The 24,879-nt window shown below is 67.4% G+C and carries 21 protein-coding genes; 13 read left to right on the forward strand and 8 right to left on the reverse strand.

Going from position 1 to position 24,879, the window contains the following annotated elements; genetic code table 11:
* Nucleotides 1-104: 104 nt before the first annotated feature.
* Nucleotides 105-1,103 (reverse strand): cupin domain-containing protein, encoded by a 999-nt coding sequence (locus G3545_RS06750; protein ID WP_246702720.1) that lies wholly within the window; start codon nucleotides 1,101-1,103, stop codon nucleotides 105-107.
* Nucleotides 1,104-1,271: 168 nt separating this feature from the next.
* Here G3545_RS06750 and G3545_RS06755 point away from each other — a divergent pair, with 168 nt between their 5' ends.
* From G3545_RS06755 to G3545_RS06790, 8 genes are all read left to right on the forward strand, one after another.
* On the forward strand, nucleotides 1,272-2,651 hold the full coding sequence (locus G3545_RS06755; protein ID WP_170011060.1) for a metallophosphoesterase: 1,380 nt from the start codon (nucleotides 1,272-1,274) through the stop codon (nucleotides 2,649-2,651).
* A gap of 267 nt (nucleotides 2,652-2,918) precedes the next feature.
* Nucleotides 2,919-4,052, forward strand: coding sequence for a spermidine/putrescine ABC transporter substrate-binding protein (locus tag G3545_RS06760; protein WP_170011062.1), 1,134 nt, complete (start codon nucleotides 2,919-2,921; stop codon nucleotides 4,050-4,052).
* A gap of 29 nt (nucleotides 4,053-4,081) precedes the next feature.
* Nucleotides 4,082-5,005, forward strand: coding sequence for an ABC transporter permease (locus G3545_RS06765; RefSeq protein WP_170011064.1), 924 nt, complete (start codon nucleotides 4,082-4,084; stop codon nucleotides 5,003-5,005).
* The gene (locus G3545_RS06770) at nucleotides 5,005-5,817 is read left to right on the forward strand and encodes an ABC transporter permease (protein WP_246702721.1); all 813 of its coding nucleotides are present in this window, start codon (nucleotides 5,005-5,007) and stop codon (nucleotides 5,815-5,817) included. The genes G3545_RS06765 and G3545_RS06770 overlap by 1 nt, the downstream gene beginning before the upstream one ends.
* A gap of 13 nt (nucleotides 5,818-5,830) precedes the next feature.
* Nucleotides 5,831-6,919 (forward strand): ABC transporter ATP-binding protein, encoded by a 1,089-nt coding sequence (locus G3545_RS06775; RefSeq protein ID WP_170011066.1) that lies wholly within the window; start codon nucleotides 5,831-5,833, stop codon nucleotides 6,917-6,919.
* Nucleotides 6,920-6,936: 17 nt separating this feature from the next.
* A complete protein-coding gene (locus tag G3545_RS06780) occupies nucleotides 6,937-7,446 on the forward strand; it encodes a nucleoside deaminase (protein ID WP_170011068.1) in 510 nt (169 codons plus the stop codon).
* A 2-nt stretch (nucleotides 7,447-7,448) separates the two neighbouring features.
* Nucleotides 7,449-8,228, forward strand: coding sequence for a GntR family transcriptional regulator (locus G3545_RS06785; protein ID WP_170011070.1), 780 nt, complete (start codon nucleotides 7,449-7,451; stop codon nucleotides 8,226-8,228).
* Nucleotides 8,225-8,908, forward strand: coding sequence for a flavin reductase family protein (locus G3545_RS06790; RefSeq protein WP_170011072.1), 684 nt, complete (start codon nucleotides 8,225-8,227; stop codon nucleotides 8,906-8,908). Before G3545_RS06785 ends, G3545_RS06790 begins: the two co-directional genes overlap by 4 nt.
* On the opposite strand, the gene cofH is transcribed toward G3545_RS06790, so the two are convergent.
* Complete coding sequence (cofH, locus tag G3545_RS06795; protein ID WP_170011074.1) at nucleotides 8,905-11,349, reverse strand: 5-amino-6-(D-ribitylamino)uracil--L-tyrosine 4-hydroxyphenyl transferase CofH; 2,445 nt, start codon at nucleotides 11,347-11,349, stop codon at nucleotides 8,905-8,907. The two genes, G3545_RS06790 and cofH, sit on opposite strands and share 4 nt — an antisense overlap.
* A gap of 16 nt (nucleotides 11,350-11,365) precedes the next feature.
* Entirely contained in the window at nucleotides 11,366-12,142 is a 777-nt protein-coding gene (locus G3545_RS06800; protein ID WP_170011076.1) for a 5-oxoprolinase subunit PxpA, read from the reverse strand.
* Nucleotides 12,143-12,246: 104 nt separating this feature from the next.
* On the opposite strand from G3545_RS06800, the gene pxpB reads away from it, so the two are divergent.
* The 4 genes from pxpB (at nucleotide 12,247) to G3545_RS06820 (ending at nucleotide 15,618) form a co-directional block, all read left to right on the forward strand.
* The gene (gene pxpB, locus G3545_RS06805) at nucleotides 12,247-13,005 is read left to right on the forward strand and encodes a 5-oxoprolinase subunit PxpB (RefSeq protein WP_170011086.1); all 759 of its coding nucleotides are present in this window, start codon (nucleotides 12,247-12,249) and stop codon (nucleotides 13,003-13,005) included.
* Nucleotides 13,002-14,054 (forward strand): biotin-dependent carboxyltransferase family protein, encoded by a 1,053-nt coding sequence (locus tag G3545_RS06810; protein WP_170011088.1) that lies wholly within the window; start codon nucleotides 13,002-13,004, stop codon nucleotides 14,052-14,054. The genes pxpB and G3545_RS06810 overlap by 4 nt, the downstream gene beginning before the upstream one ends.
* Nucleotides 14,055-14,294: 240 nt before the next feature.
* Entirely contained in the window at nucleotides 14,295-15,047 is a 753-nt protein-coding gene (locus G3545_RS06815) for a GntR family transcriptional regulator (protein ID WP_170011090.1), read from the forward strand.
* Nucleotides 15,048-15,195: 148 nt separating this feature from the next.
* Nucleotides 15,196-15,618, forward strand: coding sequence for a cupin domain-containing protein (locus G3545_RS06820; protein ID WP_170011092.1), 423 nt, complete (start codon nucleotides 15,196-15,198; stop codon nucleotides 15,616-15,618).
* Nucleotides 15,619-15,621: 3 nt separating this feature from the next.
* Here the strand turns inward: G3545_RS06820 and G3545_RS06825 are convergent, their stop codons facing one another.
* From G3545_RS06825 to G3545_RS06835, 3 genes are read right to left on the reverse strand one after another with little or no spacing between them, the layout of a single operon-like run.
* Nucleotides 15,622-16,797 carry a 2Fe-2S iron-sulfur cluster-binding protein gene (locus G3545_RS06825; RefSeq protein WP_170011095.1) on the reverse strand — a complete coding sequence of 392 codons (1,176 nt, stop codon included), beginning with the start codon at nucleotides 16,795-16,797 and terminating at the stop codon, nucleotides 15,622-15,624.
* On the reverse strand, nucleotides 16,794-17,609 hold the full coding sequence (locus tag G3545_RS06830) for an FAD binding domain-containing protein (protein WP_170011097.1): 816 nt from the start codon (nucleotides 17,607-17,609) through the stop codon (nucleotides 16,794-16,796). The genes G3545_RS06825 and G3545_RS06830 overlap by 4 nt, the downstream gene beginning before the upstream one ends.
* Nucleotides 17,606-19,981 (reverse strand): xanthine dehydrogenase family protein molybdopterin-binding subunit, encoded by a 2,376-nt coding sequence (locus tag G3545_RS06835; RefSeq protein ID WP_170011099.1) that lies wholly within the window; start codon nucleotides 19,979-19,981, stop codon nucleotides 17,606-17,608. Before G3545_RS06835 ends, G3545_RS06830 begins: the two co-directional genes overlap by 4 nt.
* A 151-nt stretch (nucleotides 19,982-20,132) precedes the next feature.
* Here G3545_RS06835 and G3545_RS06840 point away from each other — a divergent pair, with 151 nt between their 5' ends.
* A complete protein-coding gene (locus G3545_RS06840; protein ID WP_170011101.1) occupies nucleotides 20,133-22,424 on the forward strand; it encodes a xanthine dehydrogenase family protein molybdopterin-binding subunit in 2,292 nt (763 codons plus the stop codon).
* Between the two features lie 146 nt (nucleotides 22,425-22,570).
* On the opposite strand, the gene G3545_RS06845 is transcribed toward G3545_RS06840, so the two are convergent.
* The gene (locus tag G3545_RS06845; protein WP_246702722.1) at nucleotides 22,571-23,296 is read right to left on the reverse strand and encodes a phosphoribosyltransferase; all 726 of its coding nucleotides are present in this window, start codon (nucleotides 23,294-23,296) and stop codon (nucleotides 22,571-22,573) included.
* Nucleotides 23,293-24,873 carry a GMC family oxidoreductase gene (locus G3545_RS06850; protein ID WP_170011105.1) on the reverse strand — a complete coding sequence of 527 codons (1,581 nt, stop codon included), beginning with the start codon at nucleotides 24,871-24,873 and terminating at the stop codon, nucleotides 23,293-23,295. The genes G3545_RS06845 and G3545_RS06850 overlap by 4 nt, the downstream gene beginning before the upstream one ends.
* Between the last annotated feature and the right edge of the window lie 6 nt (nucleotides 24,874-24,879).

The following is a 24,879-nucleotide window of genomic DNA, read 5'->3' on the forward strand; positions in this document are numbered from 1 at the left end:
ATACATACGGATATATCATATATATTATTAGCCTGCTTCGATCAGACGATCGTGCGTGGACATCATCGCGAGCGACGAAGCCGGCCGTGCAATAAAGGCCTTCATCAGCCGGTCTGCTCGCCGTCCCAATATCCCCGCGCGCCGGACATGTCGAAAACGGTGTCCACGGCATAGACCCCAATCTTGTTGGAGTCCGGATAGACGCAGACGTCGCTGGCGATGCGCTGGCCGATCATTAGGTAGCTGCACGGGCCCGAGCCGCTGTTCATGAAGGAATGGCCGACCTCACGGCCAGCGGGGAAGCAGGCATAGTCGCCCGGTCTCAATTCGTAGCGCTCATCGCCGAGCAGCAGCGTCACCTGCCCTTCCAGGATCAGCGCGTGCTCCTCCTCCAGCATGTGATAGTGCAAGGGGCACAGGCGCCGGCCGGGCGCCGGCGCTTCGATCAGCACGCCGACGCGATAGTCGGTGCTGCCGATGGCCGCATAGGTGAGATGCCTGGCGCTGCCGCCGAACCGCGTGCCCTCGCTCGCCTCTTCCAGTTTCACCTCATGGGAGGAGATCGGCGGGCGCGGCTTCGTCGCCATCGGGGGCACGAGCCGCACGGCATCGGACGGCGGGATCGCACCCGCGGGAAGACCGGTGTCTTCCCCATCCCAATAGCCGCGCGTCGCCGCGAGGTCGAAGATGGCGCGCGGGCCCAAAGCACGCACCAGCACTTTCCCGGAGTCGGTATAGACCACCACCTCGTTCGGATTGCGCTCGCCCACGATCACATAGCGGCAGGTCGCGTCGCCATTGTTGATGAGGCAATGTCCGGCCGGCTGCCCGGCGGGAAAACAGACATAGTCGCCGGCCTTCATCTCATAGCTGTCGGCACCGATGCGCACGGTGAGCGCGCCTTCCAGGACATAGACATGCTCCTCCTCGAAGACGTGGTAGTGCGCCGGCGCGCTCTGCTTGCCCGGCGCCAGTTCCTCGATGGCGACGCCGACGCGATAATCCTCGCCGACCGCGGCGCGGGTCAGATGGCGGTAGCGCACGCCGAAGCGCGGCACCTCGGACCATTCCTGCCAAGCGACATCGCGCGACGAGATCGGCATTGACGGTACAAGTGTCCCTGTCGACATGTGTCGGCAACCCCGTGCGATCCGGCGCCAGATAACGTTAGGGCAGATATTGGGCGCGAGATGGCCGGCGGCAACATCGATCGGCAGGTTGGTAGCCGGTCCGTTGCGTATAATGATGCCGCCGTCCGGGAAGCCTCCACCATGAACGCTCGCGCCGTCTTGTTCGCCCTAGCCCTGGTGCTGGCCGCGCCCGCGGCGCAGGCCGACACAGGCACTTTCGTGCACGTCTCCGACATCCACTTCAATCCGTTCGACCCGCCATTGCGCGCCCGCGCGCTGGCCGGCATGCCGATCGAGGATTGGCCGGCCTTCTTCGCCGCCGACCCGGACCAGACGCTGGCGACGTGGGGCGAGGACACCAACCACGCGCTGCTCGCCACCTCGCTCGATGCGCTTGCCAAGGCTTCAGCCGACGCCGACTTCGTGCTGGTCACCGGCGACCTTATCGCCCACCGTTTCGAGGACAATGTCGAGGACGTGCTGGGCTTCCCGCAGGGCTCCCCGGCCAATGCCGCCTTCGCGGTGCGAACCACGCTGTTCGTGGCGGAGCGCCTGCGCGCGGCCGCGCCCGGCAAGCCGGTGTTCGTCTCGCTGGGCAATAATGATTCAAGCTGCGGCGACTACCGGATCGATCCCGGCGGCACCTATCTCGCCGCCACCCGCGAGGCGGTGCGCGATCTGGTCGGCCCCGGCCGCGTCGCCGCGGATTTCGACGAGACCTATCTCGCCGGCGGCTATTATGCCGCCCAGCACCCAACGCTGCCCGACACCACCATCATCGTGCTCGACGATGTGCTGTGGTCGATCTGGTATCGCAATGGCTGCAGCACCACCGGCCTCGATGGCGCCAACGCCATGATGGTCTGGCTGGAGAAGCAACTGGCGCAGGCGAAGGCCGCTGGCCGCAAGGTCTGGCTCGCCCACCATATCCCGGTGGGTTTCGACGCCTATGCCACCACCCATTCCCGCAAGGCGACCTGCAAGGAGCGCATCGTGCCGATGCTGGCCGAGCCGTTCGCCTCACAATTCGTGGCGTTGCTCGTCCGGTATGGCGGCACGGTCACCGCGAGCTTCAGCGGCCACATCCACCATGACGATTACCGGCTGCTGCGCGACGCCGATGGCGCGGTCGCCGGCGTGGAGAAGATCGCGCCGGCGATCAGTCCGGTCTTCGGGCAGAATCCGGGCTTCCACATTTTCAGCTATGACCGCACGACCGGCGCGCTCGCCGATTTCTCGACGCGCTATCTCGCCAATCTCGGCACGGCGCTGAACCCCTTCGCGGCCGAATGGAGGGAAGAGTACATCTTCTCCAAGGCCTATGACGTGAGCGGCTACTCGCCGGCCGGCGTCGAGACCGCATGGCGGACGTTCGAGGCGGAGGGGGTAGCCGACGACACCTTCCGACGCCTCTATAATGTCGAGAAGGGCGAACTGCCCGCAGAGGGCCTCCCGGCCTATGTCTGCGCCATCGGCCATGTCGACCCTGCCGGCTTCACCGCCTGCTATTGCGGGCAGTAGGCGCGCGTCCCGCGCACGACACACACCTGATTGCATGCGAAACTGCAACACAACGCAACACTCAATCGCATACACTATTTGCATGCGATTTGATCAACGCGCTGTCATATTACGCACCTGGACTCCATTTGAAATGGAGCACTTGAATCGCAATTCATTGATTTTGCGATGAACTTTGTCCAACAGCGAGTTGGCACACTCTCTGCATAGTGATTTGTGCATGCACTAACTGCATGCGATCAACAAATCCAGAGCAGGGTCAGTCCAATGTCCAATCCATTCCAGCTACACGGCGATATCAGTCGTCGCTCCTTCCTGAAGGCCGGCGTCGCCGCCGGTGCGCTCGCCGCGACCTCCCGCTGGTCGCCGGCCGCCGCCGATGATCCCAAGGTGCTCAATTATCTGTCCTGGCCGGGCAATGCCGATCCCTATCTCGTCGAGCAGTTCGAGAAGGAGAACGGCGTCAAGATCCGCATCAAGGAATATGTCGGCGGCGACCAGATGCTCGCCGTCATCAACCAGTCGCCGCCCGGCTCGTTCGACGTCGTGCTGGCCGACGCCGAATATATGCACCTGCTGCACGAGGCCGACTTCGTCGAGGAGCTTGATCCCGCCGACTATCCGCTGAAGGACTACTGGCCGGAATTCCAGAAATTCCCGCTGCACTGGTTCGACGGCAAGCTCTACGGCGTGATGACCGATTTCGGCTATCTTGGCCTGTCCTACAACACCAGGGAATTCACGCCGAAGGAGGTCGCCTCCTATGCCGCCATGTGGTCGGAAAAGGCCAAGGGCAAGGTCGGCTTCTTCGACTGGTATTTGCCCTCCATGGGCTCGGTGAGCCTGTCGAACGGCAATCGTCCGCCGTTCGATATCGACGCCGCCAAGTTCGACGCCATGAAGGAGAAGCTGTTCTCGCTGAAGCCGCAGGCCTCGGGCTTCTACACCATCGCCGACATCTTCTCCTCGCTCACCAATGGCCGCGCCCAATTGGTGCCCGGCATCGGCGAGTGGATCACGCTCGGCCTGCGCATGAACGGCGTGCCGGTCGACACCATCATCCCGGAGGAAGGCGGCCTGCAATGGACCGAGTCGCTCTCCATCGTGAAGGGAACGCCGAAGCAGGACCTCGCCCGCAAGTTCATCCAGTACACCACCTCGCCCGAGGGCCAGGTGAAGATGGCCACCAAGGTCGACAACAAGAAGAGCATCCCCTCCATCGCCGGCTGGAAGCTGCTCAACCAGACCATGCCGAAGGAGGCCGAGATCCTGCGCATGACGCTGACCGGGCCGAACGTCATGGACGAGTACAAGGCCAAGAAGATCCAGTTCCGCCAGCTGCCGAAGCAGCAGGAGATCGGCGACTGGAACGACGCCTGGAGCGAGTTCAAGAGCCTCTGAGAGCAACCATGAGCAGGGGAGCTGCCGCCATGGCTGTCTCAACGAATGCGCGTGCCATCGCTGCCCCGCGATGGTCCTTCCCGGGGGCGGCCCGCACGTCGGGCGCGCCGGCGGTGATGCCGGCAATGCTCGGCGTGCCCGTCGTCGGGTGGCAGGCCGTGTTCTTCGCGGCCCCCCTGCTCTTCCTCGTCATCGTCACCTTCTGGCAGGTCAAGTCGTTCCGGCTGGAGCCGGCCTTCGTGCTCGACAACTGGTCGCGCATCCTGTTCTCGGCCACCTTCCAGCGTGCGCTCGGACACACCTTCATCGTCGCCACGATGACGACGGTGCTGGCGGTGCTCATTGCCTTCCCGGCGGCCTACACCATCGCGTTCCGGCTGCCGGCGCGGCTGCGCGATCTCACCGTCGCCTTCCTCATCGTGCCGATCTTCTCCAGCTACATGCTGCGCATCTATGCCTGGCAGATCGTGCTGAGCCCGGAGGGCATGACCAACAGCGCGCTCGCCTGGCTCGGCATCGGCGCATTGCCGCTGCTGGGCGGCGCCTTCTCGCTCCAGGTCGGCCTGCTGACGCTGACACTGCCCATCGCGGTACTGATCCTGGTGTTCGCGCTGTCGGGCATCGACAACACGCTGATCGAGGCCGCGGAGAATCTCGGCTGCCGCCGCAGCCGGGTGATCGCCCACATCATCGTGCCTGCGGTGCGCCCGGCCATCACGCTGGCCGCGACCACCAGCTTCCTGCTGGCGTTCGGCGACTATATCAGCCCGCTCTTCATGACCGGCAGCAAGCCGCCGACGCTCTCCATCCTCATCGTCGACACGGTGAAGTCCGGCTCGCAATGGCCGCGCGCTTCGGTCATCGGCGTCGCCATGCTGGTCGTGCTTGCTCTCGTGGTCGGCCTCGGCCAGTTCCTGGCGCGCGGACGCACCGCCAAGGCGGGAGCACACTGATGGACCGCATGCTCCTCACCCGCGTCTCGCGGCTCACCCAATATGCCTTCCTGGCCGCGCTGTTCGTGTTCATCGCGATGCCCATGCTGGTCATCGTGGTGTTCTCGTTCGACGCCAACCGCTTCCCCACCATTCCCTGGGGCGGCTTCAGCCTGCAATGGCACAGGGCGATCCTCGCCGATCCGATGATCCGCGACGCCTTCGTCAACAGCGTGCTGGTCGGCTGCGGCACCGCGGCGTTGTCCACCGTGCTCGGCTTCGCCGCCGCCTATGTCGATTTCCGCTACCGCTTCCGCTTCAAGCTCGGCTTCGTGCTGCTGGTGGCGATCCCGCCGGCAGTGCCGGCGACGATCCTCGGCATGGCGATGCTGGCCTTCCTGTCGCGCATCGGCCTGTTCGGGCGGCTGGAGACCATCATGGCCTGCCATGTCGCGATCGCGACCTCGTTCTCGATGGCGATCATCCGGTTGCGGATGAACGATCTGAGCCGGGATCTTGAGCCCGCAGCCTGGAACCTCGGTGCCTCGCCATCCGCGGCGCTGCTCCATGTCGTCATCCCGTTCTGCAAGCCGGCGCTGATCGCCTCCTTCTTCCTTTCGGCCGCGGTCTCGTTCGACGAGTTCCTCATCGCCTGGTTCGTCGGCGGCGTGCATGAGACGCTGCCGGTGCGCATCCTCAATCTGCTGCAGGGCCAGGTGAACCCGAAGATCAACGCCATCGGCACCGTGGTGCTGGTGATCAGCGTGGTGCTCGTCCTCATCGCCCAGCGTTTCACCGGTGTCCGCGTCGGGCGCCGCAGTTCCCAATCCTGAGCCGGAGAGCCCGATGGCATCCCCCTTCCTCGCGCTCGAAGCGCTCGACAAGCAGTACCCGGACCATCACGCGGTCCGCAGCATCGATCTCGATATCGCCGCCGGCGAATTCGTCGCCATCATGGGTCCGTCCGGCTGCGGCAAGTCGACGACACTTCGGCTGATCGCCGGGCTGGACCAGCCGAGCGGCGGCGACATCCGGATTGGCGGCGTCAGCATGCGCGACGTACCGGCGTTCCAGCGCAACACGCCGATGGTCTGGCAGAGCCTGGCGCTGTTCCCCTTCATGACGGTGGCGGAGAATGTCGCCTTCCCGCTGCGCATGCAGAAGGTCGGCGCCAATGAGCGGCGCAGGCGCGCGCTCGACTGGCTGGACAAGCTCGGCCTCGCCGGCATGGCGGATCGGCACGTCTCCCAGCTCTCCGGCGGCCAGCGCCAGCGCGTCGCCATCGCCCGCGCGCTGGTCACCGAGCCGGCGGTGCTGCTGCTCGACGAGCCGCTCTCGGCGCTCGACGCGCATTTGCGAGTGCGCATGCAGACCGAGCTCGCCCGGCTGCACAAGCAGCTCGGCATCACCTTCGTCTATGTCACTCACGCGCAGTCGGAGGCCTTCGCGCTGGCCGACCGCATCGTCATCATGAGCGAGGGCCGCATCCAGCAGGTCGGCCGTCCGCAGGACGTCTATCGCGCACCCGCCAACGCCTTCGTCGCCGAGTTCATGGGCATGAACAACCTGATCCGCGGTGATGTGCGCGGCGTTCAAGGCGGCTTGCTCGACATCGACAGCCGGCTGGGCAGCTTCAAGGTGCCGATGGTCGATGGCCGCAGCGCTGTCGGCAAGGCGAGCTTCGTGGTCGCCGCCGACCGCATCACGCTCAGCGCCGCGAACGACGACGGCCCGGCAGGCGGCATTGCCGGCACGGTGCTCGGCCTGGAGTTCGTCGGCTCGGTGCAGACGGTATTCGTGGAGGTGGCCGACGGCATCGAATTCCGCGTGCAGAAGCAGCAGCACGAGATCGAGGCGCTCGACCTCGTTCCCGGCCGCAAGGTGAATCTGAGTTGGGACCCGCGGCACGCCTGGCTGCTGCCGCAGGCCGCCTGAATTTCAAGGAGGAAAGCATGTACCAGGAACACTTCATGAAGCGCGCCGTCGAGCTGTCGCGGCAGGCGCTGGAACAGCCGGGGACGGAGCCGTTCGGCTGCGTCGTCGTAAAGGACGGCACCATTGTCGGCGAGGGGCTGAACCACTCGCTCGCCCATTTCGACCCGACCTCGCATGGCGAGGTGGAGGCGATCCGCGATGCCTGCCGCCGGCTGCAATGCGTCGACCTCACCGGCTGCGACCTCTACACCTCGTGCGAACCCTGCGCGATGTGTGTCGCGACCATGGAGGTCGCCGGCATCTCCAGGCTCTATTACGCCGCCTCGATGAAGCAGGCCGGCCGCGCCTTCGCCGACCTCACGCCTGCCGAGCGTCACCCCATCGATACCGACGCGCTGCGCCGCTCGGCGGGAGCCCTTGTCGAGGAACGCGCGATGCCGGCACACCAGCATATGGACGGCGAGGCCGTCGCGATTCTCGATGCCTGGGCCATGGCCCGCAAGGCGGCGACAGCGCAGGGCGTGTGACGATGAAGACCGAGAGATCCGCCAGGGGAGCCGCACGCTCCGTCAACGACCCGACCGCCAAGGGCAAGGGCCCCCCTGCCCCCAGCGCCGAGACCATCGCCATCTCGCGTACCGAGGCCGTCCACGAAGCGCTTCGGCAAGCCATCATCGAGCAGCGCCTGCAGCCCGGCGCCAAGCTCCCGGAGGACGCCATCGGCGACGCCTTCGGCGCCAGCCGCACCATCGCCCGCGAGGCTCTCGGGCGCCTCGCGGTGGAGGGGCTGGTCGAACTGAAGCCGAACCGCGGCGCCTTCGTCGCCAATCCCAGCCTCGACGAGGGCCGCGATGTCTTCGTGGTCCGCCGCGGCCTCGAGCGCATCGTCACCGAATGCCTCGCCGGCCGGCTGAAGCCCGCGGAGATCGAACAGCTCCGTGCCCATGTCGCGCTCGAGCAGCGGGCCGCCGGCGCCAACGAGGTGGAATCGATCCGCCTCGCCGGCGAATTCCACCTCCTGCTCGCCCGGCTGACCGGCAACCACGTGCTGATCCGCTACGTGACCGAAGTGGTCTCGCGCTGCTCGCTCATCCTCGCCATGTATGGCCGCCCGCACTCTACCGATTGCGGCGTGTCGGAGCATATCGAGATCGTCGACGCGCTGATCGCGGGCGACGCCGCCCGCGCTTCGCAACTGATGGATCATCACGTCGCCTCGGTCGCCAGCCGCGCTCTGCTCCAGGAGAAGGCGGAACGCGACATTCGCGATGTGCTGGCGCCCTATGCGGCGCGGATCAAGGGCCTATGACCATGACCGCCATTCGCGACGACGCCACTGGGACGGTGGCCTTCGATTTCCGCGCGCTCTCCGAGCGCGAGCGCTACAAGCTGATGATCGGCACCATCGTCCCGCGGCCGATCGCCCTGGTGACGACGGTCGATGCCGAGGGCCGCGTCAACGCCGCCCCCTTCAGCTTCTTCAACTGCCTCTCCGCCGATCCGCCGATCCTGGCGCTCGGCGTCGAGAACCATCCGGACATGTCGTTCAAGGACACCGCGCTCAACATCCGGCTGACCGAGGTGTTCACCGTCAACATCGTCTCGCATGCGATTGCCGAGGCGATGCATGTCTGTGCGGTCGGCTTTCCGCCGGGGACCGATGAGCTCGGCGCCGCCGGGCTGACCGCAATGCCCGGCGCGAAGGTCGCCTCGCCCTGGATCAGGGAGGCCCCGGCCGCCTTCGAATGCCGCCGGCATCTGACGCTGGAACTCGGCAAGTCCCGGCAGATCATCCTCGGCGAGATCGTCTATGCGCATTATCGCGCCGATGTCGTCGATGCCGAGCGGTTTCGCGTCGATCCCGCCGGCCTCGACGCCATTGCCCGGCTCGGCGGCAGTACCTGCGCCACCATCCGCGACCGCTTCGATATGCCGACACCGACCTTGGCGGAGTGGGGAGAGCGTCCTGCCGACCGGTTACCGCTCTAGCCACGCGCCGCCAGGCCGCCGATCCGCGACCTCTTGCCGGCGGGCGGCTCGATGCTCGCCGTCAGCGGCGCGGCGGCGAAGGAGCGCGCGGTCTGCCCGGCCGGCGCATCGGCATAGAGCGTGGTACGCGGGCGGGGGTGGCGGCCGAGCGCGCGGATCGTCGCCTGCATCCGCTCCGGCGGCATCTCCTGGCCGTGGGCGCCACCGGCGGCGCGGCTGATGGATTCGTTCATCAGCGTGCCGCCGAGATCGTTGGCACCGGAACGTAGCGCAGCCGTGAGTCCGGCCTCTCCGAGCTTCACCCACGAGGCCTGGATGTTCGGAATCAGCGGATGCAGCGCGAGGCGCGCCACCGCATGCATCAGGATCGCCTCGCGATGGCTCGGCCCCTGCCGCGTGCCGCCCTTGAGATAGAGCGGCGCTTCCATGTGCAGGAACGGCAGCGGCACGAATTCGGTGATGCCGCCGGTCTCCGCCTGCAAGGCGCGCAGCCGTGCCAGATGCCGCGCCCAATGATGGTAGCCATCGACATGGCCGAACATGATGGTCGAGGTGGTGTTGAGGCCGACCCGATGTGCGGTTGCCACCGTCTCCAGCCATTCGTCAGTGTCGAGCTTGTCAGGACAGATGATGGCGCGCACCTCGTCATCGAGGATCTCCGCCGCGGTGCCGGGCAGCGAGCCGAGGCCGGCTTCCTTGAGGCGCACGAGGAATTCCGCGATCGGGATGCGAAGCGTCGCCGCGCCGTGCCGCACTTCGAGCGGCGAGAACGCGTGGACGTGCATCTCCGGCACCGCCCGCTTCACCGCGCGCAGGATGGCGACATAGGTCTCGCCGGAGAAATCCGGGTGGATGCCGCCCTGCATGCACACTTCGGTGGCGCCGCGCTCCCAGGCTTCCACCGTGCGGCGGGCGATCTCGTCGAGATCAAGCTCATAGGGCCGGCCGCGCAGATGCTCGTTGGCCCGCCCCTTGGAGAAGGCGCAAAAGCCGCAGCGATAGGCGCAGACATTGGTGTAGTTGATGTTGCGGGTGACGACGTAGGAGACATCGTCCCCCGCCACTTCGCGACGCAGTTCGTCCGCCGCCTCGCAGACGAACTTCGCCTGCGCGCCCCGCGCCTCGAACAGGCGGATGATTGCGTCCTCGCCAAGCATCCGGCCGGCGAACACACCGTCGAGCGAGGCGGTCAGCGCGGCATTCGCCGCCACCGCGGGTGCCGCCGGCCATGCGACGACGCGCTCCTCTCCCACGGACGCGCCCACGCGCCAGCCGCTCTCCTGTGCCAGCCCACCACCATCGGCCCGGCGCAGCGCGTGAGGCGCGACCTTGGCATCGAGCCAGGTGTTCGCGGCGTGGAGATGGCGCGGATATATGGCGAGCCGTGGCGCCAGCACCTTGCCGGCGCGCGCGGTGGCGACGCCGAGCGCGGCCAGCGCCGGCCAGGGCGCCTCCGGGTTCACATGGTCGGGGGTGACCGGGGAGACACCGCCCCAATCATTGATGCCGGCGTCGACCAGCGCCTTCAGCCCGTCCGGCTGCAGGTTCGGCGGCGCCTGGATCGAGATGCCCGGCCCGAGCACCAGCCGGGCAGCGGCCACGGTCCAGAGATGCTCGTCCAGCGAAGGCTCAAGCGCCTCCGCCATCTTTGTCCCCGCCTTGGCGCGGAAATTCTGGATGATGACTTCCTGCACGTGGCCGTGGCGCTCATGGGCGTCGCGGATCGCCAGCAGCGCCTCGATCCGCTCGCCTCGGGTTTCGCCGATGCCGATCAATATGCCGGTGGTGAAGGGCACGCGCGCCTTGCCGGCCGCCTCCAGCGTGGCGAGCCGAACAGTTGGGTGCTTGTCCGGCGAGCCGAAATGCGGGCCGCCGCGCTGCGACAGCCGCGTCGCGGTGGTCTCGATCATGGTGCCCTGCGAGACGCTGACCGTCTTGAGCGCGGCAAGGTCGTCCTCGCCCATCACCCCGGCATTGAGGTGCGGCAGCAGGCCGGTCTCCTCCAGCACCAGCCTCGCCATGGCGGCGAGATAGGAGAGCGTGGTCGCGTGGCCAAGCGCGGCGAGTTCCTCGCGCGCCTGCCGGTAACGCAGCTCCGGCTTGTCGCCGAGCGTGAACAAAGCTTCGTCGCAGCCGGCCCGGCCGCCGGCGCGCGCTATGGCGAGCACCTCGTCGGGAGTGAGGAAGGCGCGCTCGCCGCGCCGCGGCGGATGGGCGAAGGTACAGTAATGGCAGACATCGCGGCAGAGCTGGGTGAGCGGGATGAACACCTTGCGCGAGACGGTGACGATATCGCCGAACCCGGCATCGCGGATCCGCGCCGCTGCGGCGGCCAAGGCGGCAATGTCATCGTTGCCGGCCAGCGCCATCGCCTCGTCGCGCCCGAGGCGGCCACCCACAAGGATACGCTCGGTGATCGCGCCCACGGCTATCGAGCCCATCCCTCGCCCGCCCGCCTCAGCCCACCATCATCTCCGGCAGCGTGACGACCTTGATGCCGGCATCCTCCATGCCCTTGCGCACCGCGCTTGCCACCGCGATGGCGGTCGGCTCGTCGCCGTGGAGGCACAGCGAGTCGAACTTGGTCGGCATCTTCTTGCCGGTCACCGAGATGATCTCGCCGTCGAGCACCATACGGATGGCGCGCTGCGTCGCCACCGCCGGGTCCTTGATCACCGAGGTGGGGACGGCGCGCGATTGCAGATTGCCGTCATCGTCATACATGCGGTCGATGAAGGCTTCGCGCGCCAGCGGCACATCGAGCGCCAGCGCCGCCTTCTCCATCTCGGTGCCGGAGAGCGCGAGATACCAGAGCGAGGGGTCCACCGTCTTCATGGCGCGGCCGATGGCGAGCGCGTAGTCGGCATTCACCGCGGCCATGTTGTTGAGCGCGCCGTGCGGCTTCACATGCGTGACCTTGATGCCGGCATAGGCAGCCATGCCGGCGAGCGCGCCGAGCTGGTAGGCGACCATATATTCGAGGTCCGACGGGCGCATCTGGATCTGCCGGCGGCCGAAGCCCCAGATATCGTTGAAGCCGGGATGGGCGCCGACCGAGACGCCGTTCTCCTTCGCCTTGAGGCAGACATCGCGCATCACCGTGGCGTCGCCGCCATGCAGGCCGCAGGCGACATTCACGCTGGTCACGATCTTGAGGATCGCATCGTCGTTGCCGATGTCATAATGGCCGTAGCCTTCGCCCATATCGGCATTGATGTTCATCCGCAGCGTCATCGCCAGCCCTCTCTGCTCCCGCGTCTCACGGCATTAACGCATTAAGTTTTCATCGCTTTCAAGAGGAAACATACTATCATTAGAATGATTGATCGGATGCTTGGATGATGGAGAAACTAGCACCAAACGGAACCCGCCTCGGTGACGCCGCCATCTTCCTGCCGGTGGGCGACACGGCGTTCGCCATCGAGTTCGGCACGCGCATCGATCCCCTGCTCAACGCCATGGTCCACCGCGCCGCCGCGGTGCTGGCAGCGGAGGCGCCCGAGGGCCTGACCGAGACGGTGCCGACCTTCCGTTCCCTCCTGGTGCATTATGATCCGCGCCTCACCAGCGCCGAGGCGTTGCAGCAGCGCATCGAAGCGCTCGATCTCGGCACGGTGGAAGTGACCACGCCGACGCGCATCTGGCATCTGCCGGTGCTCTATGGCGGCGAAGCCGGCCCGGACCTCGAAGCCGTCGCCACGGAACTCGGGCTCGGCGCCGACGAGGTCGTGGCCCTGCATGCCGACACAGTGTACCGCGTCTATGTGCAGGGCTTCCTGCCGGGCTTCGCTTATCTCGGCGACCTGCCGGAGCGGCTCGACCTGCCGCGCCTCGCCACGCCACGGGTGCGGGTGCCGGCCGGCTCGGTCGCCATCGCGCAACGCATGACCGGGGTCTATCCGGTGGAATCCCCGGGCGGCTGGCGGCTGCTCGGCAATACGCCGCTGCGCTTCTTCAACCCGGCGCACACGCCGCCGACCTTGCTGTCGCCGGGCGACGGCGTGCGTTTCGTGCCGGTCGAGGCGAGCGAGCATGCACGGGTGAAGGCCGTCGTCGCGCAGGGCAACTACGTGCCCGAATGCGAGACGCGGCCATGACCAGCGCGGCCAAGCCCACCTTGCACATCCTCCAGCCGAGGCCGCAGACCACGGTGCAGGATCTCGGCCGCTTCGGCTTCCAGGCGCTGGGGGTGCCGAGCTGCGGCGCGCTCGATCCGGTCGCGCTTCGGCTTGCCAACCGGCTGGTCGGCAATGCGGAAGGCACCGCCGCGCTGGAATGCCGGCTGATCGGTCCAAGCTTCGAAGTGCAAGGTGCGCCGGTGCGCCTTGCACTTGCCGGGGCGTCCGCCTCGATCGAAATCGACATGGATGGCGACACACGGCAAGTCCCTGCCTGGCGCGCCGTCACCGTGCCGGCGGGCGCAACCGTGCGGGTCGGCGCGCTGCGCGGCAGCGGCTGCGCGATATTGGCAGTGGCTGGCGGGCTCGATCTGCCCGAGGTGCTGGGCTCGCATTCCACCGACCTGAAGGGTGGCTTCGGCGGCCATCAGGGTCGGGCGTTGCGGGCTGATGACATCATCGGCGTGAACCGGCCGCCACTGGATGGCCCCGAGCTCGAACTCCCCTCCCCGCCGTCCCTGGAATTCGCCGGCACCTTGCGCGTCGTGCTCGGCCCGCAATCGGACGCCTTCACGGCGGAGGGCCTCGCCACCTTCCTCGACACGCCCTATGAGGTCTCCCGCGAGGCCGACCGCATGGGCATGCGCCTTCAGGGACCGGCGCTCACCTTCTTCCGCGGCGCTGACATCGTCTCCGACGGCATCGCCACCGGCGCCATCCAGGTGCCGGGCTCCGGCCAGCCGATCATATTGCTCGCCGACCACCAGACCATTGGCGGCTACGCCAAGATCGCAACCGTCATCTCGGCCGATCTCCCCGCCGCCGGCCGGCTGCTGCCCGGCGCCGCGATCCGCTTCCGCCCGGTGAGCGTCCACGAGGCGGAAGCGGCCCGCCGCACGCTGGAGCGCGAAGTTGCGCGACTGATCGGGAGCATGGCGCCCGTGCGCGAGGCGGCCAGCATCGACGAGAGGGCGCTGTTCTCGGCCAATCTCATTTCGGGTGTCGTCACCGCTCTGGACGCTCCTTGAATCAAGGATCGCCGTCATCCCCGGCCTTGTGCCGGGGATCTCGGTTCCGGACTGCGCATCGGAGGCCGAGATGGCCGGGACAAGCCCGGCCATGACGATTGAGATGCCCCGCTTCACCTGCCACGACGGAATCACCGCTCTGCCGCGGGAACGGCATTACATGATAGAGAAGACAGCACGTTCGGGTTGATTCCGGGAGGAATCACCTCGCTTTGGAACATCTCGCCGGATCGACGACCCATGCCCAAGGATGCCGCCTCGGCACTCGCCAGTCCCGATTATCGCCGCAGCCCGGTGCCGCGCTATCTGCAGATCGCCGGCGTAATCCGGCGCCGCATCGAGGATGGCGTCTGGCGGCCGAACGAGAAGATCTCGACCCTTCAGGAGTTGGAGGCCGAGTTCCGCGTCGCTCGCGTCACCGTTCGGCAGGCGGTGGAACTGCTGCAATCCGAGGGCCTGGTCCGCCGCATCCAGGGCAAGGGCACCTTCGTCTCCGGCTCGGTCGAGGAGAAGCGCTGGCTGAAGCTCGACCTCAAATGGCGCTCGCTGGCCAGCACCATCGGCATGAACGTGCCGCGCTTCCTGCCCGTCACCACGCCCGCCCCGGAGCCGCCGCTGAAGCCGGAGGATGGCACGCCGGCGGCGCACTATCGCTATATGGAGAGCGTGCAGTCGCGGCGCGGCCAGCCTTATTCCTTCGCCCGCGTGCATCTCGACGAGAATGTCTATCGCCTCGCCGATCAACGCTTCGGGCGCGAGCCCACCATCAGCGTGGTCGCCTCGCTGGAGGAGTTGAAGGTGAAGCGGGCGCGGCAATCCTTCATCGTCGGCACCGTCGAGCCCCGCGTCGCCAACCTGCTGGCGACGGGCATCGGCTTTCCCACCGTGGAAGCCCATCTCGTGGTGGCGGACGCGGACGACGTCGTCATCTATGTCGCCGACATCATCTATCGCGGCGACTGCGTGCAGTTGGACATCGACCTGCTGCAATAGGGCTCCCTGCCAGGACCGGACGACACACGGGACACCGAGCCGAAGACTTTGCTTGCAAGTTATATTTGCGAGCCGATAGTATTGTTCTGCCAACGATTTCAATAAGCTCCAAATACTTCATAAATTAAAAATAACTTCGGAGGAAGCTATGGTCCCGGTTGTCGATTCCACAATGCTTGCGCGCGCGCATGTCCAGGGTGCTGCGGACAAATCCGTAAACTGGGCTGGAGCCTTTGCGACGTGCGGCGGAAATAACGCCACGCAATCCTCCACCATCGTCTATGAGATCGAGCCCGGCGGGCATCTTGGCTGGCACACCGACGCAACCGAGGAAACCCAGTACATCATCGCCGGCACCGGCGAGTTGCTCATGGATGATGGCAAGCATGCGGTCGGGCCCGGCAGTGTGTTCGTGCTGCCGACGGATGTGCGGCACGACCTCGTCAATACCGGCACCGAGACGCTGCGCGCCGTCGCCTTCTTCGCTGCGGCGATGTTCACGCAGACCTTCGACCAGATCATGCTGCCGCCGAACACGCATGTGCTCGGGACACCCAATCGGGAAGGGTGAGCACTAGCGCCGCCCGAACAGTCGGGCCATCCAGCCTTTCAGCATCGACCACGCCAGCGATCCGGCATCGAGGGAGCGCGCCTGCTCCGGAAGGGCAGCGCCCGATAGCGCCGCCGCGAGGTTCTCGGCGAAGCTGCGGGTGATGCGGCCGGCGAGGTCGCGGGCGATGGTGCCGCGGCTCATCTGGGCGAGCGGGCCCTTCAGCTCATAGGCGACATCGACATGCACGTCGGTCGCCGTGCCGCCCTCCACCGCATCGAGCCGATAGGTCAGCATCGCCCGTACCCGCGACGCGCCCTTCGTGTCGACGCCCTGGCCGTTGATTGTGCCGGTTCGTGTCGCGGGATCGGCCGCGAGCAGCGCCGCGCCGCGGAACGCCGCCTGCATCGGGCCGAGCTTCACCAGCATCTCGGCCTCAAGGCTGCGTCCGTCGCTGGGCGCGACGAGCCGGGCGCCGGGCAGGCAGGCAATCACCTTGTCGGGCTGCTGGAAGAAGGCCCACACCGTCGCCGCATCGGCCGGTACCCGGAACTGTTCAACCAGTTCGACCGGATTGCGCAGCGGCTCCAGTGAAACGGCCGTCTCTTGCGGCGAGGCGGCGGGCCATGCCGGCTCCGGCGCCTTCGCGACCGATGATGGCGCGATCGGCAGGGCCAGCGGCGAGACATAGGCCGGCGCCGGCACCGTCGTGCCCCTTGTCATCACCGCCGCTTCCCCGATCCGCTCCGCCGCCACCTGCTGCACCGCTCGAATGATGCCGACATAGCCGGTGCAGCGGCAGAGATTGCCGGCGAGTTCGTGGCGGATATCGTCGGCGCACGCTCCGGGGCGGCGCAGCACGATATCGCGCGCCATGATCAGCATGCCGGGCGTACAGAAGCCGCATTGCAGGCCGTGCTCGACGCTGAACGCCTCGCGGAGCCGCGCCGTCACCGGATCGTCGGCGAGGCCTTCGATGGTGGTGATGCTCGCGCCATCGAGAGCCACCGGGAAGGCGATGCAGGAGCGCGCCGGCGCGCCGTCGATCAACACGGTGCAGGCGCCGCACACGCCGTGCTCGCAGCCGAGATGGGTGCCGGTGAGCAACATCTCCTCGCGCACGAAATCCGCCAGATGCTGGCGCGGTTCGATGTCCGCCGCGATTGGCCTGCCATTGACCTCAAGGCGCACCGGCTTCATGCGGGCCGCCCCCACGCGTCCATCGCTGCGATGGCCTCCCGGAACACAGCACGATGCAGGTCGAGCGTCGCCGGATCCGCGGCGAGCCCGGCCTGCGCCAGATAGGGATCGATCAGGTCGGGGTTCGCGACGAACACATCGGCCGCCGTCAGCACGATGGGCTTGCCCTCGGTGGCGCCGATAGCGAGCCGGCAAATATTGCGCGCAGAATCCAGCAGCACCGCGCACATCGCCTCGGCAAACTCCCCGGCCTTGCGGCAGGATTTGCGGTAGCCCCAGCGGGCGGACGTCGAGAGCCGCGGCACGAAGACCCCGGCGATGATTTCGCCTGGCGCCAGCGCGGTCTGGAACGCGCCATGGAGAAAATCTTCGACCGCCATTTCGCGCCGCCCGCCGGGGCCGGCGAGATACACGTTCGCACCCATGGCGCTCAGCGTGGTCGGCCAGTCGGCCGCCGGATCAGCGTGGGCGAGGCTGCCGCCGACCGTGCCGCGATTGCGCACTGCGCGATAGGCGATGCCCCGCGCGATGCTCGCCAGCACGCCGCCGGTCGGATCCGGCACCGCGCCGTCCTCGAATTCTGCATGGGTGATGCCGGCGCCAAAGAACACGCCGTCGGGCCGCTCCTCCACATGGCGCAGTTCCGCCAGTCGCGCGATATCGACCAGCGCCACCGGGCGGGCAAGGCGCAGGTTCAGCATCGGGCCGAGGCTCTGGCCGCCGGCGAAGGCGCGCGCGCCCTCCCCGCCGAGCATCGCCACCGCCTGGTCGAGCCGCTCCGGCCGGTCATAGTCGAACCGCGCGGCCTTCATGACGGCAACCCCGCACGCGCGGCCTGCAGCGCCTCGCGCACCCGGCGCGGCGTCATCGGGCAGGTGCCGAGTTCCACCCCGAGATCGCCCAGCGCATCATTGATGGCATTGCCGATCGCCGCCGGGGGCGCGATGGCGCCGCCCTCGCCTATGCCCTTCTGGCCGAATTTCGTGTTCGGCGAGGGCGTCTGCATATGGGCGATGCGCACGTCCGGCATCTCGTTGGCGCCGGGCAGCAGATAATCGGCGAAGGTCGAGGCGAGCGGCTGGCCGTTCTCGTCATAGGCCATCTCCTCATAGAGCGCGGTGCCGATACCCTGCGCGGTACCGCCATAGATCTGGCCCTCCACCACCATCGGGTTCAGCAGCACGCCGCCATCCTCGACCACGACGTAATCGAGGATCTCGACCGCGCCGGTGCCTGGCGTCACCGCCACCACGGCGGCATGGGTGGCATAGGAGAAGGTGCCGGTATCGACTACGGGCCGGTAGCCGGCGACGAGATCTAGTCCGTCCGGGTCGACATCGGCCGGCAGGTTCTGCGGCTTGAGGTACCAGGTCGCGGCGATCTCGCTGAACGTCACCGAGCCGGCCGGTCCATGCACTTCGCCGTCGCGGATGAACACCGCACCGGGATCGGCTTGCAGCAAGTGCGCACCGATCCGCTTCAGCCGCTCGCCGAGTTTCTCGCAGGCCGCCGCCACCGCGCCGCCCGCCATCACTGCCGAGCGAGAGCCCCAGGTGCCGGTGGAATAGGGCGTCATGGCGGTGTCGCCATGCACCACATTGACCAGTTCAGGATCGATGCCGAGTACCTCGCAGGCGATCTGCGCCAGCGTGGTCTCCATAGACTGGCCGTGGCTCTGGTTGCCGACGCGGATTTCCAGCGTGCCATCGGGGGTGAGCCGCGCGCCGCACTGCTCGAAGCCCGGGACCATGGGAATGCCCCAGCCATGATAGACCGAGGTGCCGTGCGCGCCCTGCTCGCAATAGACCGCGTAGCCGACGCCGATGCGCCGGCCATCCATTTCGCCGCCGCGCTGCCGGGCGCGGACGGCGTCGTGGTCGATCATGGCGCGGGCCCGGCGCAGGCTCTCCGGATAGTCGCCCATGTCGAAATCCTTGCCGGTGATGCTGCGGAACGGCATCTGCTCCGGCTTGACGAGATTGCGCAGCCGCACCTCGCAGGGCTCAAGCCCGGCGGCGCGGGCGACGGCGTCGACCATCAGCTCGATGGCGGTGCACACCCCGGTCCTCGCCACGCCGCGATAGGGCACGATCGGCGGCTTGTTGCTGCACACCGAATAGGCCTTGCAGCGATACGCACCGAAATCGTAGGGCCCCGGCAAGTTCGAGACGACCTGCGCGCCTTCCAGGCACGCCGAGAACGGATAGGCCGAATAGGCGCCGGCATCGACATGGGCTACCGCGTCGAGGCCGAGCAGCCGGCCATCGGCATCGGCCCAGGCGGTCATCTCGTAATGATGCTCGCGGCAATTGGCGGCGGCGATCAGATGCTCGCGGCGGTCCTCCAGCCATTTGATCGGCCGGTCGAGCCTGAGTGCCGCCCAGGAGCAGCACACCTCCTCCGGCTGCAAGAGCCCCTTCCAGCCGAAGCCGCCGCCGACATCCGGCGCCACGACACGGATCTTGCGCAGGTCCAGCCCCAGGCACTCGGCAAGGCCCGAGCGCACGATGTGCGGCATCTGGGTGGAGGTCCACAGCGCCAGTTGCTCGATATGGCGCTCATAGACCGCGATGCAGCCCTTGCCCTCCAGCGGCGCCATGCATTGCCGGCTGGTGCGCACCCGGCGCGTCACCTTGATCGGCGCGGCCTCAAGCTCGGCGCGCCGCGCCTCGAAATTCTTCTCGGCGGCGGAAACCAGGAACACATTCTCCGGCCAGTCCTCATGGATCAGCGCCGCACCGGGCTCGACCGCGCGCAGCATGTCCCAATTGGCGGGCAGTTCCTCGAACTCAATGGAGATCTCCTCCAGCAGGTCCTCGGCCTCGGCCCGCGTGTCGGCCAGCACCATGACGATCGGCTCGCCGGCGAAGCGCACCTTGTCGCTGGCGAGCGAGGGCTGCACCGAGACGCGGAAGCCCGGCAGGCCGGTGCGGGCGAGGATGTCCTTCACCCCGACCATGTCGGCATGGGTGAAGGCGCGGCCTTCCAGATGCTCGGGAATATGGATCGCCTTGATCCACCCGTGGGCGATCGGCGAGCGCAGGAATGCGGCCTCCAACTGGCCCGGAAATCGCATATCGCCGATGAAGCGGCCGCGGCCCTCGAGCAGGCGAGCATCCTCCTTGCGGCGGACCGAGGCGCCGACACCGCGATGGGCGCGGGGCTCACCGACTTGCTGCTCCACGGGCCTCACAAACGCCTCCGCCAACCCCTTGTGCGATGCACTATCTTATTCGATTATCGACGATATCAAGTGCTATGTGCTGATCTTCGCACAAATAGTATCATTGGCAACCGGATGCCTCGTCGGCACCCGGCGGGCGCGGGGAACGATGATGAAATTCGGTGTCGGCCAGCCGTTCCGGCGCGTTGAGGATCTGCGCTTCATCACCGGCACCGGCCGCTACACTGACGACCATCGCCACCCGGGCGAGGCCTTCGCCGTGGTGGTGCGCTCGCGTGTCGCCCACGGCGTGCTGCGCTCGGTGGACGCCGAGGCGGCGCGGCAGATGCCGGGCGTGCTCGGCGTCTTCACCGCTGCCGATCTTGAAGCCGACGGCATCGGCACGCTGCCCATCGTCGTCGTGCTCGACCATGCCGAGGGTGGCACCATGCCGGTGCCGCCGCGCACGCTGCTCGCCCGCGGCAAGGTGCGTTATCTCGGCGAGCCCATCGCCTTCGTGGTGGCGGAAACGCTGATCGAGGCGGTGGAAGCCGCCGAGGCGGTCGAGATCGACATCGAGGATCTGCCCGTCGCGGTCGAGCCGGCGGCGGCGCTCACGGACGGCGCACCGCTTCTCTACGACGAAGCCCCGGGCAATCTCGCGCTGCATTTCACGCTCGGCGACATCGCGGCGGCCGACGCCGCGCTCAAAGCCTCCGACCGCGTGGTCGAGATCGATCTGGTCAATAACCGCATCGTGGTGAACTCGCTGGAGGCGCGCAACGCCATCGGCATCTTCGAGCCCGAGGCCGGCGATTTCACGCTGATCTCGGGCACGCAGGGCAGCCACATGATCCGCGAGTGGCTGTTCGAACCGGTCTTCGCTCTGCCGCCGGAAAGGCTGCGGGTGATCACCCCCGACGTCGGCGGCGGCTTCGGCATGAAGGCGGTGCCGTACCCCGAACAGGCGCTGGTGCTCTACGCGGCCCGCAAGCTGGGGCGGCCGGTGCGCTGGCAGTCCTCGCGCTCGGACGCCTTCCTCTCCGACACGCAGGGCCGGGACAATCATTCGCGCGCCCGGCTTGGTCTCGATGCCGAGGGCCGCTTCACCGCGCTCAAGGTGGAGACGCTGGCGAGTTGCGGCGGTGCGCTCTCCGCCTTCGGCGTCTATTGCCCGACGCTGTCCGGCCCGCCCATGGCGCCGGGCGTCTATCGCATTCCCAAGGTCGCGACCGATGTGCGCATCGCCTTCACCAACAACGCGCCGATCGACGCCTATCGCGGCGCCGGCCGGCCGGAGGCGGCCTATCTGATCGAGCGCCTCGTCGACAAGGCGGCACGCGAGACCGGCATCGCACCGGACGCGTTACGCGCCATCAACATGATCGCGCCGGAGGAGATGCCGCATACCACCGATACCGGCGTCACCTATGATTCCGGTGACTTCGCCGCGGTAATGCGCACCGGCCTCGCGGCGGCGGACTGGCATGGCTTCGCGAACCGGCGGGAGGGCAATGACGGCCGGCTGCGCGGCATCGGCCTCGCCTATTACATCGAGCGCACCGGCGTGCCGGGTAATGAAGGCGCGGTGGTCGAGATCGGTGCGGATGGCCGCATCGTGCTGCATGTCGGCACCCAGTCGACCGGCCAGGGCCACGAGACCACTTATGTGCAGATGCTGGCCGAGCGGCTCGATGTTCCCCCGGAATCCATCACGGTGAAGACCGGTGACACCCGCCAGCCGCTGCCCTCGGCCGGCGGCACGGTCGCCTCGCGCTCCATGGTGCATGGCGGTGGTGCGCTCAAGCTTGCCGCGGAAGCGGTGATTGCGGAGGGCCGCGCGCTCGCAGCGCAGTTGCTCGATGTGCTGCCCGAGGCGGTGGAGTTCGACAGCGGCGCCTTCCGCGCCACCGGCACCAATCGCCATGTCGGGCTGCTGGAGGTCGCGGCCTCCGCTGGCGGGCTGACCGGTGTCGGAGATTTCACGCAAGAGGACGGCACCTTCCCGAATGGCGCGCACATTTGCGAGGTGGCGGTCGATCTGGAGACCGGGCGCATCGAGGTCGAGCGCTACACCGTGGTCGATGATTTCGGCCGGGTGCTCAATCCACTGCTGCTCGGCGGCCAGATCCATGGCGGCATCGCCCAGGGCATCGGCCAGGCCATGCTGGAGCGCACCGTCTACGACCCCGACAACGGGCAACTGCTCTCCGGCTCCTTCATGGATTACGGCCTGCCGCGCGCCGACGACCTGCCCTTCTTCGACTTCGCGACGCAGAACGTGCCTTGCACCACCAATCCGCTCGGCATCAAGGGCGCCGGGGAAGCCGGCGCCATCGGCGCGCCGCCGGCCTTCGTCAATGCGGTGGTCGATGCGCTGGCCCATCTCGGCATCGCCCATCTCGACATGCCGCTCACGCCGTCGCGGGTGTGGGAAGCGATCGAGGCGGCGAAGCAAGGCTAGAGCTTTGGCTGAAATTCCCTCTCCCCGTTGGGGAGAGGTGGCCCGCGACGCGGGTCGGTGAGGGGAAGCACGATTGCGGAGCCGCGGAAGGCCCCCTCACCCCAACCCTCTCCCCCTCGGGGAGAGGGAGCTTCACTCAATCTCCGCTATGGCACGTCCGGCATCGTCGCGGGCAACGGCCACCAGCCGTCTTCCCTCAGCTCGAACAGCGGACAGCCATAGCCGGCGCGCACCGGCGGTGGCGGTGCCAGCGCGGCGAGCGGTGTCTGCCAGCGATTGGTCTGCTTCATCGCCACCACGATGCCGGCAACCTCGGCATCGAGGCGCCTCAGCAGCCGGCAGGCGGCGATTGTCGTGGTGCCGGTGGAGATGGCGTCGTCGACGATGACGACGCGGCGGCCGCGGACCAGCGGCGCAAGATTGGGATCGAGGCGCAGCCGCTTACCCGCCTCCGGGCTGGTGATGGAGGAGACCGGCTCGGAAAGCGCGTCGTCGTACCAGAACTTCCGGCTATAGCCGAGCGGGGCATAACGCAGCTGCCCGAGCCGCTCGGCCACCAAAGCAGCGAAGGCAAGGCCCAGCGTCGGAAGCCCGACCACGACCTCGGCGCCAAGCCAGCGTGCCTCGTCCGCCATATGGTCGGCGAGCGCGGCCACCACCGTATGCGAAGCCTGGTTGGCGATCAGCGAAGCGACGGCGAGCCCCTTGTCCGGCAAGGCGCGCAACGGCAGCACGAGATAACGCCCGCAGGGCAGAGCCACCGGATAGCCGAAGCGATAAGGCGGCGTCGCCGAGAAACGCTCCGGCACTTCGCCGGTCAGCTCCTGCCAATAGGCGAGCGTCGGCTCGGTGAAATCGCCCCGCTCGCTCACAGCTCTCCCTTGGCCATCTGGCCGGCGATGAAGTCGGCCTGCCGGATCGCCAGCGCGACAATGGTCAGTGTCGGGTTGCATGCGCCGCCGGTGGCGAAGCTGCTGCCATCGGCAACGAACAGGTTCCGCATCTCGTGCGCGCGGCCATTGCCGTCGAGCACGCCGTCCTCGGCGCGCGCCGCCATGCGGTTGGAGCCGAGATTGTGGCTCGCCGGATAGGCCGGCGCCTCGATGATGCGCTTCGCACCGGCCGCCTTGTGGATCGCCGTCATGGTCTTGTAGCCGTGGCTGCGCAGCCGCAGGTCGTTCGGGTGGTCGTCATAGTGGATGTTGGCGACCGGCACGCCGAAGGCATCGAGTTCATCGGTCAGCGTCACCCGGTTGCCCGGCTGCGGCATGTCCTCGCCGGACAGCAGCATGCCGGCCATATGGCTGTATTGCTCGATGACGGAGACGAAGTCGCGCCCCCACCAGCCGGGTTCGAGGAACGCCGCCGTGGTCGGCAGACCCATCGAGTTCAGTTCGACATAATAGCCGCCGGCAAAGCCGCGCGCGGGGTCATGGCGCACGAAGTCGCGCACCAGCCCGGTCATGATCTCGCCGCGGTGCATGTTCACCGGCTTGTCGAACACCGACCACACGGTCTGGATGACATGGCGCAGATAATGCCGCCCGACATGGCCCCAGCCATTGGCGAGGCCGTTCGGAAAGCGCCCGCTTGCCGAGTGCAGCAGCAGCCGCGGGCTCTCGACGCAATTGCCGGCGAGCACCACCGCCCGCGCCTTCTGGCGCTGGCGCACGCCATTGCCATCGACATAGACCACCCCGGACGCCTTGCCCGCCGCGTCATGCTCGACCTGCACCGCGCGCGATTGTGGGCGAAGGTCGAGCTTGCCGGTCGCCAGCGCGCGAGGAATCTCGACATTCAGCGTCGACCAGCGCGAGCCGGTCTTGTCGCCGGTGATGGTGAAACCGTCCTGGATCGTCGCGGGGCGGCCGTCATAATCCACGGAATTGATGGCGTGGCGCCCGGTCGAGACATCGAAGCCGAGCCTCGATGCGCCCCAGTACATCACCTTGAAATTGTTGTTCGGCGGCAAAGGCGGCAGGCCATTGGTGCCGGTGACCCCCATCTTGGTCTCGGCAAGGTCGTAATAGGGCTCCAGCTCTTCGAGCGTGATCGGCCAGTCGATCAGGCTGGTGCCGGGGATCTCGCCATAGACGGAGCGCGCGCGCATCTCGTCGGCGATCAGACGGTAGCAGCAGCCGGACCAGTGGGTGGTGGTGCCGCCGACCACCTGGCAATGCCAGCTCGGCGCTTCCGGATGGTCCTTGGCCACCCGCCAGCTTCCCGAGGCGGTGCGCTTGTCGAGCCAGGACAGCATCTCGTAGCCGCCCCACTCGTCATTGACGAAATCTTCGGCAGTGAGGTGCTTGCCCGCCTCCATCAGCACCACCTCGACGCCACGCCTGGTCAATTCATGGGCAAGCGTGCCGCCGCCGGCGCCGGAGCCGATGATCACCACGACGCCGTCATCGTCGAGGTCGTAGCGCTTGGGGGTGGAAATGGCGTCCATGGCGAA

Origin of the sequence: Starkeya sp. ORNL1, from assembly GCF_012971745.1 — a bacterium.
GTDB lineage: Bacteria > Pseudomonadota > Alphaproteobacteria > Rhizobiales > Xanthobacteraceae > Ancylobacter.